Here is a 19,239-nt window from a genome sequence, read left to right as displayed (position 1 = left end):
GACGGCGGCCCTCCACCGGCGGGTCCACCGGGTCGCCCGGGCACGCGGGGCTCCCCGGTCTCCCCGGTCCGGCTACCGCTCGGTGGCGCGGTCGATGGCGGTGCCGATCGAGCCCACCCGGTCGGCGAGCAGCCCCATCGCCCCGATCGCCCGGGTCATCGGGTCGTCCTCGGAGCCGCCCAGCGCGCGGCCGCGCAGGAAGCCGTCCTTGACCTGCGCCCACCGGTCCTTCTGCTCCGGGGTCATCACCCCGCGCAACTCGGCCAGCTTGAGCAGGTTGGCCTCGGCCCCCGAGGTCAGGGTCTGTGCCTCGCCCAGGTAGTGGTCGTCGATCACGGCCTCGACCTCGGCGTCGTTCATCACCGGAACGATCTTCTCCGCCAGCCGGTTCATGTTCCGGTACGACCCCTGCAACTGGAACGGCGGCTCCGAGCGCGCGTCCTCGGACTGGGCGGCCGAGGCGATGTAGGCCCGGTTGTTGGCCAGCACGACCTCCTGCACCCGCAACAGCTTGCGCAGGACCGACAGGATCCGCTCCACCTCCGTCGCCGAGTAGGGGTGCTTCAGCTCGTCCGTGCCGACCGACTCGTCGCCCCGGGCCATGCGCACGAACGTGTACACGTCCTCGCGGTCGCGTGACGACAGCGGCGACAGGGTCGGGTTGGAGGTGAGCGCGTTCTCGATGTAGCTGAGCGCGAACAGTTCCTCCTTGCCCGAGAGCACGTCGCCCAGGTTGTACACGTCGGCGCGGTTGGCCAGCATGTCCGGGATCCGGAACCGCTGGCCCTGCTCGGTGTAGGGGTTGCCGGCCATGCACACCGCGAACCGCTTGCCCCGCAGGTCGTAGGTGCGCGTGCGGCCCTCCCACACGCCCTCCATCCGGCGCTGCCCGTCACAGAGCGAGATGAACTTCTGCAACAGCTCCGGATTGGTGTGCTGGATGTCGTCGAGGTACAGCATGGTGTTGCTGCCCATCTCCAGCGCGAAGGAGATCTTCTCGACCTCCTGGCGCGACGTGGCGTCCGGTGCGTCCTCCGGGTCGAGCGAGGTCACCGCGTGCCCCAGGGCCGGTCCGTTCACCTTCACGAACACCAGGCCCAGGCGGCTCGCCACGTACTCCATCAGCGTGGTCTTGCCGTACCCCGGCGGGGAGATGAGCAGCAGCAGACCGCTCTGGTCCGTGCGCTTGTCGTCGCCCGCCGCGCCCAGCTGCTTGGCCAGGTTGTCGCCGATCAGCGGCAGGTACGACTCGTCCAGCAGCCGGTTGCGGACGAACCCGCTCATCACCTTCGGCTTGTACTCCTCCAGCCGCAGCCGTTCGCGCTCGGCGGCCACCAGCTCGTTGCGCCGCCGCTGGAAGTCCCGGTAGGCGGGTACGTCCCGCTGCCGGAACGCGCGGGTGCGCGGCAGGATCTCGTCCAGGCGCACCTCCAGCGACCGGTCGCGCACGCGCGGGTGCGAGCCGAGCAGGCCCGTCACCCTCTCGTGCACCGCCGCCGAGGACTCGTACCGCTCCACCCCGCGCCCGGTCAGCTCGATCACGGCCGCCTCGGGCAGGTCGCCCGCGTCGAACGAGCCCTCCTCCAGAGTGGTCGCGAAGGCGTCCAGCCACGCCGTCACCAGCTGGTGGCGCGCCGCCACGTCGCCGTCCAGCCGGCGCAGGTCCTCGGCGAAGGCTCGGCGCGTGGTCTCCTGCGCGCTGCCCAGCGCCCGGTGGAACCGGTCCAGGAGCAGCCTGGCCCCCGCGCCGGACACGAACCCCCGCTCCGACGCGCCGTCCGCGGCCAGCTCCTCGAAGAGGTACTCGCCCACCAGGTCCAGCTCGGTGTCCTGGTACAGCCCGGTCTCCGTGAGGAACGCGTCCACACCCCGCGCCAGCTCCCCGCGCAGGCCGTCGATCGCCGCCGACCGGCGGGCACCGAACACCTCCCGTGCCCGCGCCAGCGACCCGGCGCGCGTGCGCCAGGCGGCCCGCTGGTCCTCGTCGGTCCCGTGGGCCCAGAACAGCTGGGCGACCGCGCGCGCGGGCCCGGGGTAGCGCAGCAGCCCGGCCCCGGTCCGCAGCCGCAGCAGAGCGGACAGGATCCGGGCGGCGTCGTGGTCGTGCACGCCCCGCTCGTAGCCCTCGTCGTAGCGCGTCTCGGCGACCCCGCGCACGATGTCCAGCAGCGACCCCTCGGACCGCACGTCCGCCTCGGCCAGAGCCCGCAGGCTCAGGCCGCCCTCGTTCTCTTCGGCGGCGCCCAGGATCGACGTGGCCAGGTACTCGGCCCGGTACACCGCCTCGCTCTCCGACACCAGCAGCCGGTCCCACAGGTGCCGGGTCTCCTGGAACGCCGCGTCGGTGACCGGCGCACGGAAGTCGGTGCCGGTGACGGCGACCGACATCTCCCCCTGGTGCGGGGTGAGGGTGAGGTCGATCGGCTGGGTGTTGACCGCGAACCGGTGCCGGCCCAGGCGGATGGTCTCCCCGCCCGCACCGCCCTCGAACAGGTCGGCGCGGTCCCGCAGCGCCCGGCCCGCCTCCTGACGGGCCGCCAGGATCTGCCCGTCCAGCTCCTCGGCGCGCACGGTGTCGCCGAGCTCGCGCATCTCCTCGACGGTGCGGCGCAGCCGCGTGACCATCGCGTCGGAGGCGAAGTAGGTGTTGATGTCCTCCTGCGTCGACAGCGTCGAGACCCGGCGGTGCACGCCCTCCAGCACCCGCGCGGCCGACGACGCCAGCCGGTCGGCCCGGCGGGCCCGCTCGTCGACCAGCGACTGCTTGCGGGTGGAGAACGCCTCGTAGACGTCCTCCCGCTTGTCCGACAGCTCCGCGAGGAAGTCGTCGAACTCGGCGAAGCGCGACTCCAGGTTCTCCAGCTGGAGCATGATCCGGCCGAGCTGCTCGTCGCACCGATCGGGGGAGTCCGCGGCCGCGAGCGCCCCGGTGATGGCCTGGCCGAGCAGCGCGAACTCGGCCGCGAACTCCGCCCGGCCCTCCAGGGCCAGCAGCTCCTTGCGCCGCGACTCCAGCGTGGCGCGGGCCCGGTTGATCCCGCCCATCACCTCGCTGATCCGCTCCAGGATGCGCGTGCGCACCTGGGCGTCACCGATGTCGAGCGACCCGATGACCTCGGTGACCACCTGCAGGCCCTCGGTCTGCTCGGCGATGCGCTCGCCGACGGCCGTCGCGGCCGTGACCGCGTCGATCGCCTCGGCGTCCGCCACCAGGCGGTCCACCTCGGAGTGGTATCCGGCGAACGCGTCGTCCTGTTCGAGGAAGGCCACCGTCCGGCGGCCCGCCGCGGCGATCTCCTCGTCCATCCGCCGGTCGAGGCCGTCCAGCCGGTCGGCGTCCGCATAGCGCATCTCGCGCAGCGTGGCCGCCTGCCCCTGGGCGCGGCGCAGCTCGGTCAGCCGCGCCACCCAGCCCTCCGCCGACCGCGGCGCCTCGCCGCGCGCGGTGCGGATGAGCGAGGTCGCGCGGGACTCCGCCTCGGCCAGGGCCTCGGCGGCCTGCCGGGTCAGCGCCTGGACGGTCTCGAACTCCTCCAGGACCTTCTCCGCGGTCGCCCGCACCTGTGACAGCGGCTCCGCCAGGTCGCCCAGCTCCGGCTCGCCCAGCCAGTGGAACTGGTCCGAGACCCGGCGGCACGAGGCGATGAGCGCCTCGAACACCTCGGTGGACGGCCGCATGTCGCTGGCGATGCGCGCCACGGACAGGCACTCCGAGACACCGCGCACGAGGTCGGCGTTGCCGATGCGCTCCAGCGGGCCGGTCCCGGCGGGCTGTGCGGCCGCGTACACGTCGGACACGAACGGGGTGCGCCACACCTGCATCGGGTGCACCCGGGTGGGCTCGCCCGAGCCGTCGCGGAACACGGTCATCGTGCCGTCGTCGAACAGCGAGTAGCCGTGGCAGACGATCGGGTTGGCGACCTCCTTGCGGATGGTGTTGTACGACAACAGCAGGCTTCGGCCGTCCCGCCGGGAGTGGAAGACGTAGAGCACGTCCTCACCGTTGGGCGAGCGCACCACGCGCTCGAACTCCAGGTCGGTGACGTCGGTGTCGAACGTCCGGGCCGCCCCGGTGGACAGGTAGTAGCCGCCGGGGAAGATGAGCCCCTGGTCGTCGGGCAGGCGCTGGCAGGACTGGCCGATGCCGTCGAGCCGCTCGACCTCCTTGGTGCGCGTGTTGAAGACCAGGTACCGCCACGCGGTCTCGTTGTAGGGCAGCACCTTCATCAGGATGAGCGCGCCCACCCTGGCGTAGTGCACCTCGGCGTCCGCCAGGCTCTGCAGCGGTTCGTCGACGGGCTCGGTGTAGATGCCCGCGCCGACCTCGGTGTTGTTCTCCACCTTGACGGTCAGGTCGCCGTTGAGCGTCTCGACGAACAGCTCGTCGAGGATCGAGATGTGCGGGTGCCGCCCGGCGACGTGGTCCTCGCGGGTGGTCTCCACCCACGAGAAGTCGTGCGAGGGCGGGAACACGTGGTCCCGCTCGCCCCGCGCGTCGAGGTAGGCGACCTCGCCGCTGGGCGAGACCGACCACCGCAGCACCCGCACGTCCTCGGTGCGCGGGCCGGTCTGGAACACGGCGAGCAGCCGGTCCTCCACCAGCCGCAGCTGGAGCAGGTGGGCGTCGCGGTAGTAGCGGTAGAGCTGACCGAAGTCCTGCCGGAACCGCTCGTCCCCGAGCAGGCCCGGGGCGGCGTCCCCGGGGGCGTCGGCGAAGGTGAACCCCTCGCCGTCGCGCTCGTACCGGTGCAGCGAGAACACGTCGGGGACGTGGGTCTCCCGCTGCATGCCGATGAAGACGTTGTAGCCGAACAGGATCATGGCGCCGTCGGCGTTCGCGCCGAGGGAGCGCCCCACGCTCACGATGTCCCGCGGCACGCAGTTGTGCTCGGTGCGGATGCGCTCCGTGCCGAGCAGAGCCAGTTCGGTTCCGCCGAACACCTCCAGCCGTCGCTCGTTGAGCGCCTCGGTCCGCCGGGCCAGTTCGCCGGTCTGTTCGCGCAACCGGGCGCGGAGCACCTCGTAGGTGCCCGCGTCCAGCGACTGCGTGTCCACGGCGTCCGACCCGGCGTCGTCGGTCTTCTGGGACAGGGCCTCGGTCACGAGGACGACCTCACTGCTTGACGGGGGCGACGGCGGTCACGGGGAGCTGGTCCAGGCCCAGGGAGCGGGCCGTGGAGAGCAGCGAGTCCAGCTTGCCGCTGTCCTGGCCGCCCGCGGCGATCAGCTTGAGCAGCAGGGCCGAGACCGTGAGGTTCTTGATGTCCTCGGTGTCGGCGTCGGCCAGGAGCCGCCTGATGTCCTCGGTGAAGTTGCCGCCGTTGCCGTTGCCGTTGCCGTTGGTGCTGAGCCAGTGGCCGCCCAGGGCCTGGACGGTGTCGGAGTTGCCGACGAAGCCGTCGACGGCCTTGCCCATGCCGATGGAGTTGACCATGCGGTCGAAGAAGGCGCCGTCGCCGCCGACGATGCTGATGTCGGCGCTCTCCAGGCCGGCGGCCATCGCGGTGGCCTGGGCCTCGGCGACCTGGCGGTGCACGTCGATACCGGCCAGGCGCACCTCCTTCTCGGCGTCCAGGCGCAGGCGGTACTCCTCGTGCTCGCGGCTGACCTGGTCCAGGGCGGCCATGGCGGACGCCTTGTCGGTGAGGCCGGCGGCCTCGGCGCGCAGCTTCTGCTCGATGCCCTCGGCCTCGGCCGCGGCCTTCTCGCGGGACACGACGGCCTCGGCGCGCCCGATCTTCTCCATGGCCTCGGCGTCCTGCTCACGGACCTGGACCTCGGCCAGTCCTTCGGCGGCGGCCTCGGCCTGCAGGCCCTCGGCCAGGCGGATCTTGGCGCGGGTGTCGAGCTCGGCGGCCTGCTGGCGGGCCTCGGCGAGCGTCATCTCCTCGGCGGCGCGGTGCTTGGCCGCGGCCTCGGCGGCCTCGGCCGCCTTGATGTCCTTGACCAGGTTCTCCTGGGCCTCGGCCTCGGCCTGGATGATGATGGCCTGGCGGGTGCGCTCGGCCTCCTCGACGGCGCGCAGCCGCTTGATCGCCTCCTCCTGCTCGGCGACGGTGCGGTCGACGGCGATGCGCTCGCGGACGACGTCGGCGACCTCGCGCTTCTCGGCCTCGACCTCCTTGTCCTTGGCGATGCTGCTCAGCTCGGTCTCGCGCTCGCGGCCGATGACCTCGAGCATGCGGTCCTTCTCGATGCGCTCGGTCTCGATGGCGATGACGCGCTCGCGGTTCTTCTCGGCGACCGCGATCTCGCGCTGCTGGTTCTGGTGCTGGACGCCCAGCGCCTCGCTGGTGCGGATGTTGGCGGTCTCGGCCTTGAGACGCTCCTCGGCCTGCACGCGGGCGGTCTCGGACTCCTCGCGGGCGCGGATGATCTCGATCTCGCGCTTGGCCTTGGCGGCGGCCTCCTCGCGGCGCTTCTCCAGCTCGGCGAGGGTCTCCGCGGTCTCGGTGTTCTGCCGGTCGAGTTCCTTCTTGCGGTCGTTCTCGAACTCGTTGGTGCGCTTGTGCTCGATCGCCGTGCGCTCGGTGATCTTGCTGATGCCCTGCGCGTCGAGGATGTTGTTGGAGTCGTGCTGGTGCAGCGGGGTCTGCTCCAGCTCGTCGATGGCCACGTCCTCCAGGCTGTAGCCGTTGAGGTCGGTGCCGATGAGCGAGACGATCGCGTGCCGGAACTGCTCGCGCTGGGTGAACAGTTCCTCGAAGTCGAACTGCTTGCCGACGGTCTTCAGCGCCTCGGAGAACTTGGAGTTGAAGAGCTCCTGGAGGGTCTCCCGGTCGCTGGCGCGCTCGGTGCCGATGGACTTGGCGACCTTCTTGACGTCCTCGGCCGTCTCGTTGACGCGGACGTAGAAGTACACGCGGATGTCCGCGCGGATGTTGTCCTTGCAGGTGAGGCCCTCGCGGCCGCTGCGCTCGAGGGTGAGGGTCTTGAGCGAGATGTCCATGATCTCGGCCTTGTGCAGGACCGGGAGGACCACGGCGCCCGTGAAGGTGACGTGCACGTCACGGGTCTTGGAGATGATCAGGGCCTTGCCCTGTTCGACCTTCTTGAAGAGCCGCATGATCATGACGACCAGCGCGATGAGGACGATGAGGCCGACGGCCAGGGCGACACCGAAGGTGAGGAAGGTGGCGTTCGCCGCCTCCTGCCCGTTGGTGGTTGTACTCAGGAACACGTAGGGGTCGCTTTCTGGGAGTGGACGTGGGGGCGCGGGGCCGAGCGCCGGGGCGGGTGCGCTGGGGCGCCGTTTCGGAGCTCGTCGGGAGGTGAGACGCGGTCGGCCGCGCGACGGTTCCGCGGAGGCGGCCGGCGGACCGGTTCGGCCAGGTGGCGCGGGGTGGTCGGGAGGCGGGAGGCTCAGCTCCGGCCGGGGTCCAGGGCGGCGTCGAAGTGGGTCACGAGGAAGACGTCGTCCTCGGCCCGGTGGTCGAAGATCAGCGCAGTGCCGCCTAGGGGGAGCACCTCGCCGCCGGTGGTGCGGACGGGGATGGTGATCGCGGCGCCGCCGGAGGTGGTGACCTCGGCCTGGCCGAAGTCCTCGCCGGCCTCGCCGATGCGGATCACGCAGGTGCGGCCCACGAGTTCGTGCTTGGAGCCGCTGGAGCGGCGCGGCAGGAACCGGGCGACGGTCATCGCCAGGCCGCTGGTGACCGCCCAGGCGACGACGAGCGCGATGAGCAGCACGACGGCGCCGAGGGCCAGCAGGAGGGGAGTGGAGGTGATGTCCAGGAGACTGGTCATGATGCCTCCCATCATGCTCACGAACCAGGCGACGCAGACCAGCATCGAAAGCGCGACGGTGACCGGGACGGCGCCCAGCCGGGCCCTGTGCGTGATCGCGCTCAGGCCGGTGGCGGCGCCGTCGGTGTCCACGGCGTCCAGGAGTTCGCTGTCGGTGGCGCCGACGAGCACGAGGACCCAGTAGGCGGCCACGACGACCAGCAGGGGCGTGAAGAGCACCGCGGGGAACCCGAAGGCCGTGCCCAGGAACAGCTCCACCCTCGTCCTCCTCCGTGCCGTGGTCCACGCCCTCGACGGCGCACCGCGCAGGAACCCTACCGAACGCCCCAGCTCAGCTCCTTCGCGGGCGGTGCGGTTGACCGCTTTCGGCCAGGGGCGGTCGTTGGGGAACCGGGCGCGGTCGGGGGCCGTGAGAAAACTCGGAGAAAAAGTTCGGGAGGGTGTCGATCGGCGAGGACCCCGTTCGACGTGTGGATGAGAGCGGGGGAGAACGAGCCCCCCACACCACGGAAGGTGAACACCATGCGCTACCTCATGTCGATCATGTCCAGCCCCGAGTCCGAGGCCGCCGACTACCAGGTCGGTCCCGAGGTCTACGAGGCGATGGCGAAGTACAACGAGGACCTGGTCAAGGCCGGTGTGCTGCTGGCCGGTGAGGGTCTGGCCCCCACGGCCGAGGGTGCCGAGGTCGTGTTCAACGACGGCGGGGTGACCATCACGGACGGGCCCTTCACCGAGGCCAAGGAGTTCATCGCCGGCTACTGGGTCATCCAGGTGTCCTCGCGCGACGAGGCCCTGGAGTGGGCCAAGCGCGTCCCGCACCCCCCGGCGGGCAGCGGTGCCGAGATGAAGCTCCAGCTGCGCCGGATCGGCGAGCCGGAGGACATGGACCAGATGCCCGAGGAACTGAAGGCGCGCGAGCGCGAGCTGCGGAACCAGGGCTACTAGGCACCACGGGTCCGGCCCTGCAAAAGTGTTGCGGTGAGGTGGCTCGCGGTGCTGTGATGGCTCCGTGAGCCACTCGGACGCGACACGCGCGGTGGAGGCGGTCTGGCGCATCGAGTCGGCCCGCCTCATCGGCGCGCTGAGCCGCATGGTCGGCGACGTCGGCCTGGCGGAGGAGTTCGCCCAGGACGCCCTCGTCAGTGCCCTGGAGAAGTGGCCGGAGGAGGGTGTGCCGGCCAAGCCCGGCGCGTGGCTGACCACGGTCGCCAAGCGCCGCATCCTCGACCGCTGGCGCCGCGACGAGCGCTTCCAGGACCGGATGGTCGAGCTGGGGAGTGAGATCGAGGAGCGCGACGGCCAGGCCGAGTTCGACGCGGTCCTGGAGGAGGACTACGGCGACGACCTGCTGCGGTTGATGTTCGTGTGCTGCCATCCCGTCCTGACCACGCAGGCGCGGGTCGCGCTCACCCTGCGCATGCTCGGCGGGCTGGCCACCGACGAGATCGCCCGTGCCTTCCTGGTGCCCGAGGCCACCGTGGCACAGCGCATCGTGCGGGCCAAGCGCACCCTCGCCAAGAGGAAGGTGCCGTTCGAGGTGCCCGTCGGCGAGGACCGCGACGCCCGGGTGGCCTCCGTCCTGGAGGTCGTCTACCTCGTCTTCAACGAGGGCTACGTCGCCACCTCCGGTACCGACTGGACCCGCCCCAAGCTCAGCGAGGAGGCGATGCGCCTGGGCCGGGTGCTGTGCGACCTGCTGCCCAAGGACCACGAGGTCCACGGGCTGCTCGCCCTCATGGAACTGAACGCCTCCCGCTTCCGCGCCCGAGTGGGCCCCGACGGCGCGCCCGTGCCGCTGGACCAGCAGAACCGCGGGCGCTGGGACCGGCTGCTGATCACCCGCGGCCTGGCCGCTCTCGCCCGGTCCGTCCCCGACGACCCCGGGCGGGCCCGCGGCCCCTACTCGCTCCAAGCGGGCATCGCCGCCCAGCACGCCGTCGCCCCCACGGCCGAGGACACCGACTGGTCGGCGATCGCCGTCCTGTACGAGAAGCTGGTCGAGACCACCCGCAACCCGGTGGCCGAGCTCAACCGCGCTGTCGCGGTGTCGATGGCGCTGGGGCCCGAGTCGGCGCTGGGCATCGTCGACAAGCTGCGGGAGGTCGCGGTGATGGCGGACTACCCCATGCTGCCCGCGGTCCGCGGTGACCTGCTGGCCCGCCTCGACCGCGCCGAGGAGGCCCGCGCGGAGTTCGAGCGGGCCGCGGAGCTCACCCGCAACGAGAGTGAGCGCGCGCTGCTGCTGGGCCGCGCCCTGGCCGTCTGACCGGGGCCCGCCCGGCGGCCATCGCTCCGGGCGCCGGTCGCCTTCGGACTCATGGCGCGGCGCCTGCGGTGGCTGGGCCGCACAGCCGTTCCGGATTCTGCTGTGGGCAGGCGGGCCTGGCGTGTGCCTCGGCGAGAGGCCAGACTGCCGCACATGAGACTTCTGATGCTGGGCGGGACCGAGTTCGTCGGGCGGGCCGTCGCCGAGGAGGCGCTGGACCGGGGCTGGGACGTCACCGTCTTCCACCGGGGCACCCGCCCCGCCCCCGACGGCGCGGCCGCGCGCCACGGCGACCGCACCACCGGGAGCGGGCTGTCCGCGCTGGCGACGGGGGAGTGGGACGCCGTCGTCGACACGTGGTCGGGCGCGCCCGCGGCGGTCCTGCGCGCCGCACGATCGCTGTCCGGCCGCGTGGGGCACTACGCCTACGTGTCCAGCCGATCCGTGTACGCCTTCCCCGCGCCCGCCGGACTCGACGAGGACGGGCCGCTGGTGCCCGGAGACCCCGAGGCCGACGCGACCGACTACGCGAGCGACAAGCGCGGCGGCGAACGCGCGGCGGAGGAGGTCTTCGGTGACAGGTCGCTGCACGTGCGCGCGGGCCTCATCCTCGGCCCCCGCGAGAACATCGGACGCCTGCCCTGGTGGCTGGGCCGGATCGCCGAGGGCGGGCCGGTCCTCGCCCCGGGCCCCCGCGACCTGCCGATCCAGTACGTCGACGCCCGCGACCTGGCGGCCTGGACCCTGGACGCGGTCGAGCGCGGCCTCGGCGGCCCCTACAACCTGGTGAGCCCGCCCGGCCACGCGACCATGGGCGACCTCCTGCGGGCGTGCGTCCGGGCCACGGGATCGGACGCCGACCTGCGCTGGACCGACCCCGACACGATCCTGGCCGCGGGCGTCGAACCGTGGTCGGACCTGCCGGTCTGGCTGCCGCCGGGCGAGGCCCACGCGACCATGCACCAGGGCGACGTCTCCCGAGCGGTCGCCACGGGCCTGCGCTGCCGCCCGGTCGCCGAGACCGTCGCCGACACCTGGGCGTGGATGCGCTCCCTGGACGGCCCCGTCCCCCAGCGCCCCGACCGCCCCGCCCCGGGCCTGGACCGAGCTGTCGAGGCCGCGCTCCTGGGAGCCTGAGCGGTCCCGCCTTCCTAACGGGCGTACCGCTTGAGGCCGTCGGTGCTCAACGTGACTCCGACCCCGGGGACCTCGACCGTGTGTCCGTAGCCGAGCTTGGTGATACTGCGGTACCGGCCGCCGACGGGCTCGCTGTGGACGGTGACACTGTCGTCGTCGCGGTCGACGAGCACGTACACGCCGATGGAGCAGGCGGCGTAGGCATGTGCCTTCTCGACCCGGTCACGAGCGTTGGTGTCGGAGTCCCACGAGGTGACCTCGACGACCGCCAGGATCCCCTGGGGGTCGGCCCACTCCCCCTGCCCGGCGAAGTGGTCGATGGGTGCGAGGATGCCGTCCGGGCGCGCGCGGCCCTTTCGGTAGGAATCCACCTTCAGGCCCTGGCCCGTGACGTTCAGGTCCAGGTCCGCTCGCTGGGTCATGAACTGGCGCATCAACCACATGAGGATCGCGTTGTGGTCGCTGTCGGGCACGGTCCGGATCTCCATCTGGCCGTTGAGGTATTCGAGGATGACATCCTCGCGGGCAGCGGCCTGGGCGATGATCTCGAACTGTTCGACGCTCAGTTTCTCGGCAGGGGATCTCGGCGAGTGGTGTTCGATCACGGTCATGGTGCGGCCCCTTCTGCCGTGGATACAGGACCCAGGACGCATCGTGGACTCCTGGGACCAGGGTACTGGGAGAACCACGCCTGATCCCTGGTATCCGTGCGGACGAAGGGGCTGCCGGGGGCCGCGCCCGCGCGGGCGCGGCCCCCGGCAGCGGGCGTCACAGCTCCGGTTCGACGGCCTTCTTCGGGGTCACGCGCAGCTTGTCCGTGGCCTCGTCCACGTCCACCACCACCGTGTCGCCGTCGGCCAGCTCGCCCGACAGCATCTCCCGGGCGAGCGGGTCGCCGATCGAGGACTGCACCAGGCGGCGCAGCGGGCGGGCCCCGTAGCTGGGGTCGTAGCCGGTCAGCGCCAGCCACTGGCGGGCGGCGTCGGTGACCTCCAGGCCGAGCTGCCGGTCGGCCAGGCGCCGCACCAGCTTGTCGACCTGCAGGTCCACGATCTTCGTGAGGTCCTCGGTGGACAGCGCGTCGAACATGATCACGTCGTCCAGCCGGTTGAGGAACTCCGGCTTGAAGGTCGAGCGCACCACGTCCATGACGCGCTCGCGCCGCACCGACTCCTCCAGCGACTGGTCGACCAGGAACGGCGACCCGAGGTTGGAGGTGAGGATGAGGATCGTGTTGCGGAAGTCCACGTGTCGGCCCTGGCCGTCGGTCAGCCGACCGTCGTCGAGTACCTGGAGCAGGGTGTCGAACACCTCCAGGTGGGCCTTCTCCACCTCGTCCAGGAGCACGACCGTGTACGGGCGCCGGCGCACCGCCTCGGTGAGCTGGCCCCCCTCCTCGTATCCCACGTAGCCGGGAGGCGCGCCCACCAGGCGCGACACCGTGTGCTTCTCGGAGTACTCGCTCATGTCGATGCGCACGATGGCGCGCTCGTCGTCGAAGAGCAGCTCCGCCAGCGCCTTGGCCAGCTCCGTCTTGCCCACGCCCGTCGGGCCCAGGAACAGGAACGAACCCGTCGGACGGTCGGGGTCGGAGATCCCCGCCCGCGCCCGGCGCACCGCGTCGGAGACCGCGCCCACGGCCTGCCTCTGGCCGATGATGCGGCGGCCCAGCTCCTCCTCCATACGCAGCAGCTTGGAGGTCTCGCCCTCCATCAGCCGCCCCACGGGGATGCCGGTCCAGGCCGAGACCACGTCGGCGACCTCGTCCGCGCCGACCTCGTCCTTGACCATCGTGTCGCCGGTGCCCTCGGCCGCGGCGTGCTCCTCCGCCTGGGAGGCCTCCTCGATCTGCTTCTCCAGGGTCGGGATCTCCCCGTACATCAGCCGGGAGGCCGTGTCGAAGTCCCCCTCGCGCTGGGCGAGCTCGGCGCGGGTGCGCAGGTCGTCCAGCTGCCCCTTGAGCTCACCGACCCGGTTGAGGCCGGCCTTCTCCTGCTCCCACCGGGCCACGAGCGCGTTGAGCTGCTCCTGCCGGTCGGCCAGGTCGGCGCGCAGCCGGTCCAGCCGCTGGCGGCTGGCCGGGTCGGACTCCTTGTCGAGCGCCATCTCCTCCATCTTCAGGCGGTCGACGGTGCGCTGGAGCTCGTCGATCACCACCGGGCTGGAGTCGATCTCCATGCGCAGCCGCGACGCGGCCTCGTCGATGAGGTCGATGGCCTTGTCGGGCAGGAAGCGCGCGGTGATGTAGCGGTCGGACAGGGTCGCGGCGGCCACCAGAGCGGCGTCGTTGATCTGGACCTTGTGGTGCGCCTCGTAGCGCCCCTTGAGCCCGCGCAGGATGGCGATGGTGTCGGCGGACGACGGCTCGCCCACCATGACCTGCTGGAAGCGGCGTTCCAGCGCCGGGTCCTTCTCGATCTTCTCCCGGTACTCGTCCAGCGTGGTCGCGCCGACCATGCGCAGTTCGCCGCGCGCCAGCATGGGCTTGAGCATGTTGCCCGCGTCCATCGCGCCCTCGGCGGCGCCCGCGCCCACCATGGTGTGCAGCTCGTCGATGAACGTGATGACCTGGCCCTCGGACTCCTTGATCTCCGAGAGCACCGCCTTGAGCCGCTCCTCGAACTCGCCCCGGTACTTGGCGCCCGCCACCATCGCGGACAGGTCCAGGCTCACCAGGCGCTTGCCGACCAGCGACTGCGGCACGTCCCCCGCCACGATGCGCTGGGCCAGGCCCTCCACGACCGCGGTCTTGCCCACACCCGGCTCGCCGATGAGGACCGGGTTGTTCTTGGTGCGGCGGCTCAGGACCTGGATGACGCGGCGGATCTCCCCGTCCCGGCCGATCACCGGGTCGACCTTGCCCTCGCGGGCGCGCTCGGTGAGGTCCACACCGAACTTCTCCAGCGACTGGTAGGTGTCCTCCGGGTTCTCCGAGGTCACCTTCCCCGTTCCGCGCACGCGCTCGAAGCCCTCCAGCAGCGCGTCCGGGGTCGCTCCGGCCTCGGTGAGCAGGCGCGCCGCCTCACCGCCGTCGGCGGCCAGCCCCACCAGCAGGTGCTCGGTGGAGACGTACTCGTCCTCCATCCGCTGCGCGCGCTGGGCGGCGGTGTTGATCGACACGATGAGCTGGCGCGAGGAGCTGGGCGAGCTGACCGTCGATCCGGCGGCCCGGGGCAGCACCGCGATCGCGGCGTCGACCCTGTCCCTGAGGTCGTCGGGGCTCGCGCCGACCTCCTTGAGCAGGGGGCGTGTGACGCCCTCGGCCTGCTCCAGGAGCGCGGCCAGCAGGTGCAGGGGTTCGACCTGCGGGCTGCCGTCCGTGGTCGCGCGGCGGATGGCCACCGACAGAGCCTCCTGGCTCTTCTTGGTGAGCTTGTAGTCCATCTACGGTGACTCCTTTCACAAGTAGTGTCACGCAGAGTGAGAATCGATGGCCTGTCGTGCCCCTCGTGTCCGCGCGGAGCCCTGTCGGTCCTACCGGTCCTTGAACGAGTCGGGTCGGTCGGTGTCCTCGGTGGCGGAGTGGTCCTGTCCGGTGCGCCGGGTCTCGTCGTCGGGCGGTTCGGCGGTGTTGAAGATCGTGACGCGTGTGCGGCGCACGAGTTCCCCGCGCACCGCGCCGCCGGACTCCGGCGGCCGCCCGCCGCGCCGGGCCACCGCCCGACGCGCGGCCTCCAGTTCGTTGGCCAGGTGGAACACCTGCTCGCGCAGCTGTTCCACCTCGTGCCCCAGCTCCAGGATCCGCTTGATCCCGGCGAGGTTGATGCCCTCCTCCTGGGACAGCCGCTGTACCTCGCGCAGCGTCTGTACGTCCCGCATGGAGTACCGGCGGCCCCGGCCGGACGCGCGGCCGGGTGAGACGATCCCCAGTCGGTCGTACTGACGCAGTGTCTGCGGATGCATCCCGGCCAGCTCGGCGGCCACCGAGATCACGTAGACCGGGGCGTCAGCGCCGAAGGAGTTCACGTCGTTCACGCACCCTTCGCCCGCGCTTCGAGCCCGTCGCGCGGGTCGTAGTCGGACGTCGCGGCGCGGAACTTCTCCAGCGCCTCACGAGCGTCGCCGTTCAGAGTCTTCGGCACCGTGACCTCGACCGTGACCAGCATGTCGCCCATGGTGCCGTCCTTGCGGGTGGCGCCCTTGCCGCGCACCCGCAGCTTGTGCCCGTTCTGCGTACCCGGCGGGATCTTCACCGTCACCGGGAAGCCGGTGAGGGTGGGGATGCGCACCTCCGAGCCGAGCACGGCCTCGGGGAACGTCACGGGCACGGTGATGGTGATGTTGTCGCCGCTGCGGCCGAACACCTGGTGTCCCTTCACGTGGACGACGACGTAGAGGTCTCCGGCCGGGCCCCCGTGCTCGCCCGGAGCGCCCTTGCCCTTGATCCTGATGCGCTGACCGTCGGACACGCCGCCGGGGATACGGGTCTGGATGGTACGGGTGCTCTTGCCGCGCCCGCTGCCGTGGCAGGTCACGCAGGGGTCGTCGACGACCAGGCCGCGCCCCTTGCACTCGCTGCACGGCTCGGACAGCGAGAAGCCGCCGAGGTTGGTGTTCTCATGCCCCGTGCCGCTGCACTTGGGGCACATCCGCGGGGCGGTGCCGGCCTTGGCGCCGGTGCCCTTACAGGTGGGACACGGCGCCTCGCTGGTCAGCTGGAAGGAGCGCGTGACTCCCTCCGCGGCCTCGCGGAAGGTCATGGTCGTCTCGGTCTCGACGTCGGCACCGCGTCGGCTGCGGGTGGTGGTCCCGCCGCGGCTGCGGCCCCCGAACAGCCCGCCGAACAGGTCGCTCAGGCGTTCGCCGCCGGGCGCGCCGCCGGTCCCCTGCCCGAAGAGGTCGCCCATGTCGAACCCGCCGGGACCGGCACCGCCGCCCGGGCGGTAGGACCCGCCGAACAGGGACCGCGCCTCGTCGTACTCCTTGCGCCGCTTCTCGTCCGACAGGACGTTGTAGGCCTCGGAGATCTCCTTGAAGCGGTCCTCGGCCTCGGGATCGTCGGTGTTGGCGTCGGGGTGGCTCTCCCGGGCCAGCTTCCGGTAGGACTGCTTGATCTCGTCCTTCGAGGCGGTCTTTGAGACTCCGAGGACCTTGTAGTAGTCCTTCTCCAGGTAGTCCTTGGTGCTCATCGACTGGTGCCTTCTCCCCGCTGGTGCCGGTTGCGTCCGATGCTTCCACGTGTCCCCGGGCCACCGGAGGCCGGGGTCGCCCTCCGGCCGCGGCCACCGCGGGAGCGGCGGCCGCGGCCGGGCGGTGCGTGCCTCCCCGCACCGCCCGCGGGCGCTGCGGGGACGCGGCCCCTACTTGTCGTTCTCCGACCCGTCGCCCTCGGAGGAGTCGTCGGCGTCGGCGCCGGCCGGCTCAGCGGTGTCCGCCGCCGCCTCGTCGCCGCCCTCCATCGGATCCCCCACGACCACGCGGGCCGGGCGCAGGATCCGCTCACCGATGCGGTACCCGGGCTGGAACACCTCGATCACCGTCTGCGTCGTGATGCCCGGTACCGGAACCAGGGTGAGCGCCTCGTGGAGGTTCGGGTCGAACTCGTCGTCCTTCTCCCCGTACTTCTCCAGGCCCAGCTTGGTGACCAGGGCCTCCAGCGATTCCCCGACCGCCTTGAACCCGCCGGTGAGCTCGTCGTGCTCACGGGCGCGCCCGACGTCGTCCAGGATCGGCAGCAGGTCGCTCACCACCTGGGCGGTGGCCATCTCGCGGACCGCCACGCGGTCGCGCTCGACGCGCTTGCGGTAGTTGGCGTACTCCGCCTGCACCCGCTTGATGTCGTTGGTGAGCTCGACCACCCGCTCGTCCGCGCTGACGGCGTCCATCACCGACTCGGGCGTGTCCGGAACCTCGGAGACGTCCACCTCCTCGGCCTCCACCGCCTCCTCGGCGGTGTCGTCCTGCGGGTTGCGGACCTCACCGGTGTCCGGGTCGATCCGGCGGTTGTCGCGGATCACCGGTCCCTGGTGCTCCTCACCGTCGCCGGTGCCGGAGCTGTTCGTCTTGTCCGACGGCGCCATGTCCGACGCTTCCTCCTTCCTCGTCTCCCAGCGGACAGCGGCTAGGACTGCTTGCCGTTGTCCTCGTCGACGATCTCGGCGTCCACGACGTCGGCGTCGTCGGCCTGGGCACCCTCGGTGCCCTGACCCGCGTCGCCCTCGGCGCCGGCCTGCTGGCCCTGGCTGTAGATCGCGGAACCGATCTTCTGGCTGGCCAGCGCGACCTTCTCGCTCGCGGTGCGGATGGCCTCGACGTCCGTGCCCTCCAGCGCCGTCTTGAGCTCGGTGAGGGCCTCCTCGGTCTCGGTGCGCGCCTCCGCCGGGATCTTGTCCTCGTTGTCCTTGATGACCTTCTCGGTCTGGTAGACGAGGGACTCGGCGTTGTTGCGGACCTCGGCCTCCTCGCGGCGCTTGCGGTCCTCCTCGGCGTACTGCTCGGCGTCGCGGACCATCTTGTCGATGTCCTCCTTGGACATCGCCGAACCGCCGGAGATGGTGACGGACTGCTCCTTGCCGGTGCCCAGGTCCTTCGCGGTGACGCTGACGATGCCGTTGGCGTCGATGTCGAAGGCGACCTCGATCTGCGGGACGCCGCGCGGCGCCGGGGGCAGACCGGTCAGGTCGAAGACGCCCAGCTTCTTGTTGTACTGGGCGATGTCGCGCTCACCCTGGTACACCTGGATCTGCACGGACGGCTGGTTGTCGTCGGCCGTCGTGAAGATCTCGGAGCGCTTGGTCGGGATGGTCGTGTTGCGCTCGATGAGCTTGGTGAACACGCCGCCCTTGGTCTCGATGCCGAGCGAGAGCGGGGTGACGTCCAGCAGCAGGACGTCCTTGACCTCGCCCTTGAGCACACCGGCCTGGAGCGCGGCGCCGATGGCCACGACCTCGTCCGGGTTGACGCCCTTGTTGGGCTCCTTGCCGCCGGTCATCTCCTTGACCAGGTCGGCGATGGCGGGCATACGGGTCGAACCGCCGACCAGGACCACGTGGTCGATCTGGTCGAGGCTGATCCCGGCGTCCTTCATGACCTGCTGGAACGGCGTCTTGGTCCGCTCGACCAGGTCCGAGGTCAGGCGCTGGAACTCCGCGCGGCTGAGCTTCTCGTCCATGTGCAGCGGGCCCTCGGCCGAGGCCGTGATGTAGGGCAGGTTGATGGCCGACTCGCTGGAGCTGGACAGCTCGATCTTGGTCTTCTCCGCGGCCTCGCGCAGGCGCTGGAGGGCCATCTTGTCCTTGGACAGGTCCACGCCGTTGGCGTTCTTGAAGCGCTCGACGAGCCAGTCGACGATCGCCTGGTCCCAGTCGTCGCCGCCCAGGTGGTTGTCGCCGTTGGTCGCCTTGACCTCCACGACGCCGTCACCGACCTCCAGGAGGGAGACGTCGAAGGTGCCGCCACCGAGGTCGTAGACCAGGATGGTGGCCTCGTCCTCCTTCTCCAGGTGGTAGGCCAGTGCGGCCGAGGTCGGCTCGTTGATGATGCGCAGGACGTTCAGGCCCGCGATCGTGCCGGCCTCCTTGGTGGCCTGGCGCTGGGAGTCGCTGAAGTAGGCGGGCACGGTGATGACCGCGTCCGTGACGTCCTCACCCAGGTAGGCCTCGGCGTCGCGCTTGAGCTTCTGCAGGACGAAGGCGCTGATCTGCTGGGAGTTGAAGTCCTTGTCGTCGATCTTCTGCTTCCAGTCGGTGCCGATGTGGCGCTTGACCGAGCGGATGGTCCGGTCGACGTTGGTGACGGCCTGGCGCTTGGCCACCTCGCCTACCAGGACCTCACCGTTCTTGGCGAAGGCCACGACGGACGGGGTGGTGCGGGCGCCCTCGGCGTTGGCGATGACCGTGGGCTCGCCGCCTTCCAGGACCGCGACGCACGAGTTCGTCGTACCGAGGTCGATTCCGACCGCACGTGCCATGGTGCTACCTCCGTCAAAGTTGAGTCGTTCAGGCATAAGTTTGCTTCGCCCGGTGGGAGCTGTCAAATCAGTTGAGCGGACCAGACTCAACTTGGCTCCTATGCCCTGACAACGGACGGCCGGGCGGGGATGTTCCCGGCCTGGGGGTCCTTCACCGGGAACATGGGAGAACCCAGGG

At 71.1% G+C, this 19,239-nt stretch carries 12 protein-coding genes; 3 read left to right on the top strand and 9 right to left on the bottom strand.

Annotated features, from left to right (window positions below; all coding sequences use genetic code 11):
• Nucleotides 1-72 precede the first annotated feature (72 nt).
• From M1P99_RS09635 to M1P99_RS09625, 3 genes are all read right to left on the bottom strand, one after another.
• On the bottom strand, nt 73-5,103 hold the full coding sequence (locus M1P99_RS09635) for a DNA repair ATPase (protein ID WP_304452315.1): 5,031 nt from the start codon (nt 5,101-5,103) through the stop codon (nt 73-75).
• Nucleotides 5,104-5,113: 10 nt separating this feature from the next.
• Nucleotides 5,114-7,180: a flotillin family protein gene (locus M1P99_RS09630; RefSeq protein WP_304452314.1), complete on the bottom strand. Its 2,067-nt coding sequence runs from the start codon at nt 7,178-7,180 to the stop codon at nt 5,114-5,116.
• Between the two features lie 182 nt (nt 7,181-7,362).
• Nucleotides 7,363-8,004 (bottom strand): OB-fold-containig protein, encoded by a 642-nt coding sequence (locus M1P99_RS09625; RefSeq protein WP_304452313.1) that lies wholly within the window; start codon nt 8,002-8,004, stop codon nt 7,363-7,365.
• A gap of 264 nt (nt 8,005-8,268) precedes the next feature.
• Here M1P99_RS09625 and M1P99_RS09620 point away from each other — a divergent pair, with 264 nt between their 5' ends.
• From M1P99_RS09620 to M1P99_RS09610, 3 genes are all read left to right on the top strand, one after another.
• The gene (locus tag M1P99_RS09620; protein ID WP_304452312.1) at nt 8,269-8,694 is read left to right on the top strand and encodes a YciI family protein; all 426 of its coding nucleotides are present in this window, start codon (nt 8,269-8,271) and stop codon (nt 8,692-8,694) included.
• 64 nt (nt 8,695-8,758) lie between these two features.
• The gene (locus M1P99_RS09615) at nt 8,759-10,015 is read left to right on the top strand and encodes an RNA polymerase sigma factor (protein WP_304452311.1); all 1,257 of its coding nucleotides are present in this window, start codon (nt 8,759-8,761) and stop codon (nt 10,013-10,015) included.
• A gap of 153 nt (nt 10,016-10,168) precedes the next feature.
• Nucleotides 10,169-11,152 carry an NAD-dependent epimerase/dehydratase family protein gene (locus tag M1P99_RS09610; RefSeq protein WP_304452310.1) on the top strand — a complete coding sequence of 328 codons (984 nt, stop codon included), beginning with the start codon at nt 10,169-10,171 and terminating at the stop codon, nt 11,150-11,152.
• 14 nt (nt 11,153-11,166) lie between these two features.
• Here M1P99_RS09610 and M1P99_RS09605 read toward each other — a convergent pair whose 3' ends face one another.
• The 6 genes from M1P99_RS09605 to dnaK all read right to left on the bottom strand — a co-directional run bounded on the left by M1P99_RS09605 (nt 11,167) and on the right by dnaK (nt 19,061).
• Nucleotides 11,167-11,763: a Uma2 family endonuclease gene (locus M1P99_RS09605; protein ID WP_304452309.1), complete on the bottom strand. Its 597-nt coding sequence runs from the start codon at nt 11,761-11,763 to the stop codon at nt 11,167-11,169.
• A 157-nt stretch (nt 11,764-11,920) separates the two neighbouring features.
• Entirely contained in the window at nt 11,921-14,536 is a 2,616-nt protein-coding gene (clpB, locus tag M1P99_RS09600) for an ATP-dependent chaperone ClpB (protein WP_304452308.1), read from the bottom strand.
• 90 nt (nt 14,537-14,626) lie between these two features.
• Nucleotides 14,627-15,127, bottom strand: a complete 501-nt coding sequence (locus tag M1P99_RS09595) for a heat shock protein transcriptional repressor HspR (RefSeq protein WP_304452307.1) — start codon at nt 15,125-15,127, stop codon at nt 14,627-14,629.
• Nucleotides 15,124-16,281, bottom strand: coding sequence for a molecular chaperone DnaJ (gene dnaJ / locus M1P99_RS09590; RefSeq protein ID WP_304452306.1), 1,158 nt, complete (start codon nt 16,279-16,281; stop codon nt 15,124-15,126). The genes M1P99_RS09595 and dnaJ overlap by 4 nt, the downstream gene beginning before the upstream one ends.
• Nucleotides 16,282-16,452: 171 nt before the next feature.
• Entirely contained in the window at nt 16,453-17,172 is a 720-nt protein-coding gene (gene grpE / locus M1P99_RS09585) for a nucleotide exchange factor GrpE (protein WP_304452305.1), read from the bottom strand.
• A 41-nt stretch (nt 17,173-17,213) separates the two neighbouring features.
• On the bottom strand, nt 17,214-19,061 hold the full coding sequence (gene dnaK, locus M1P99_RS09580; protein ID WP_304452304.1) for a molecular chaperone DnaK: 1,848 nt from the start codon (nt 19,059-19,061) through the stop codon (nt 17,214-17,216).
• Nucleotides 19,062-19,239 lie beyond the last annotated feature (178 nt).

It is taken from the genome of Nocardiopsis sp. YSL2, assembly GCF_030555055.1.
Taxonomy (GTDB): domain Bacteria; phylum Actinomycetota; class Actinomycetes; order Streptosporangiales; family Streptosporangiaceae; genus Nocardiopsis.
Note: the sequence above shows the minus strand (reverse complement) of the source record. Positions and strands in the feature narration are given on the sequence as shown.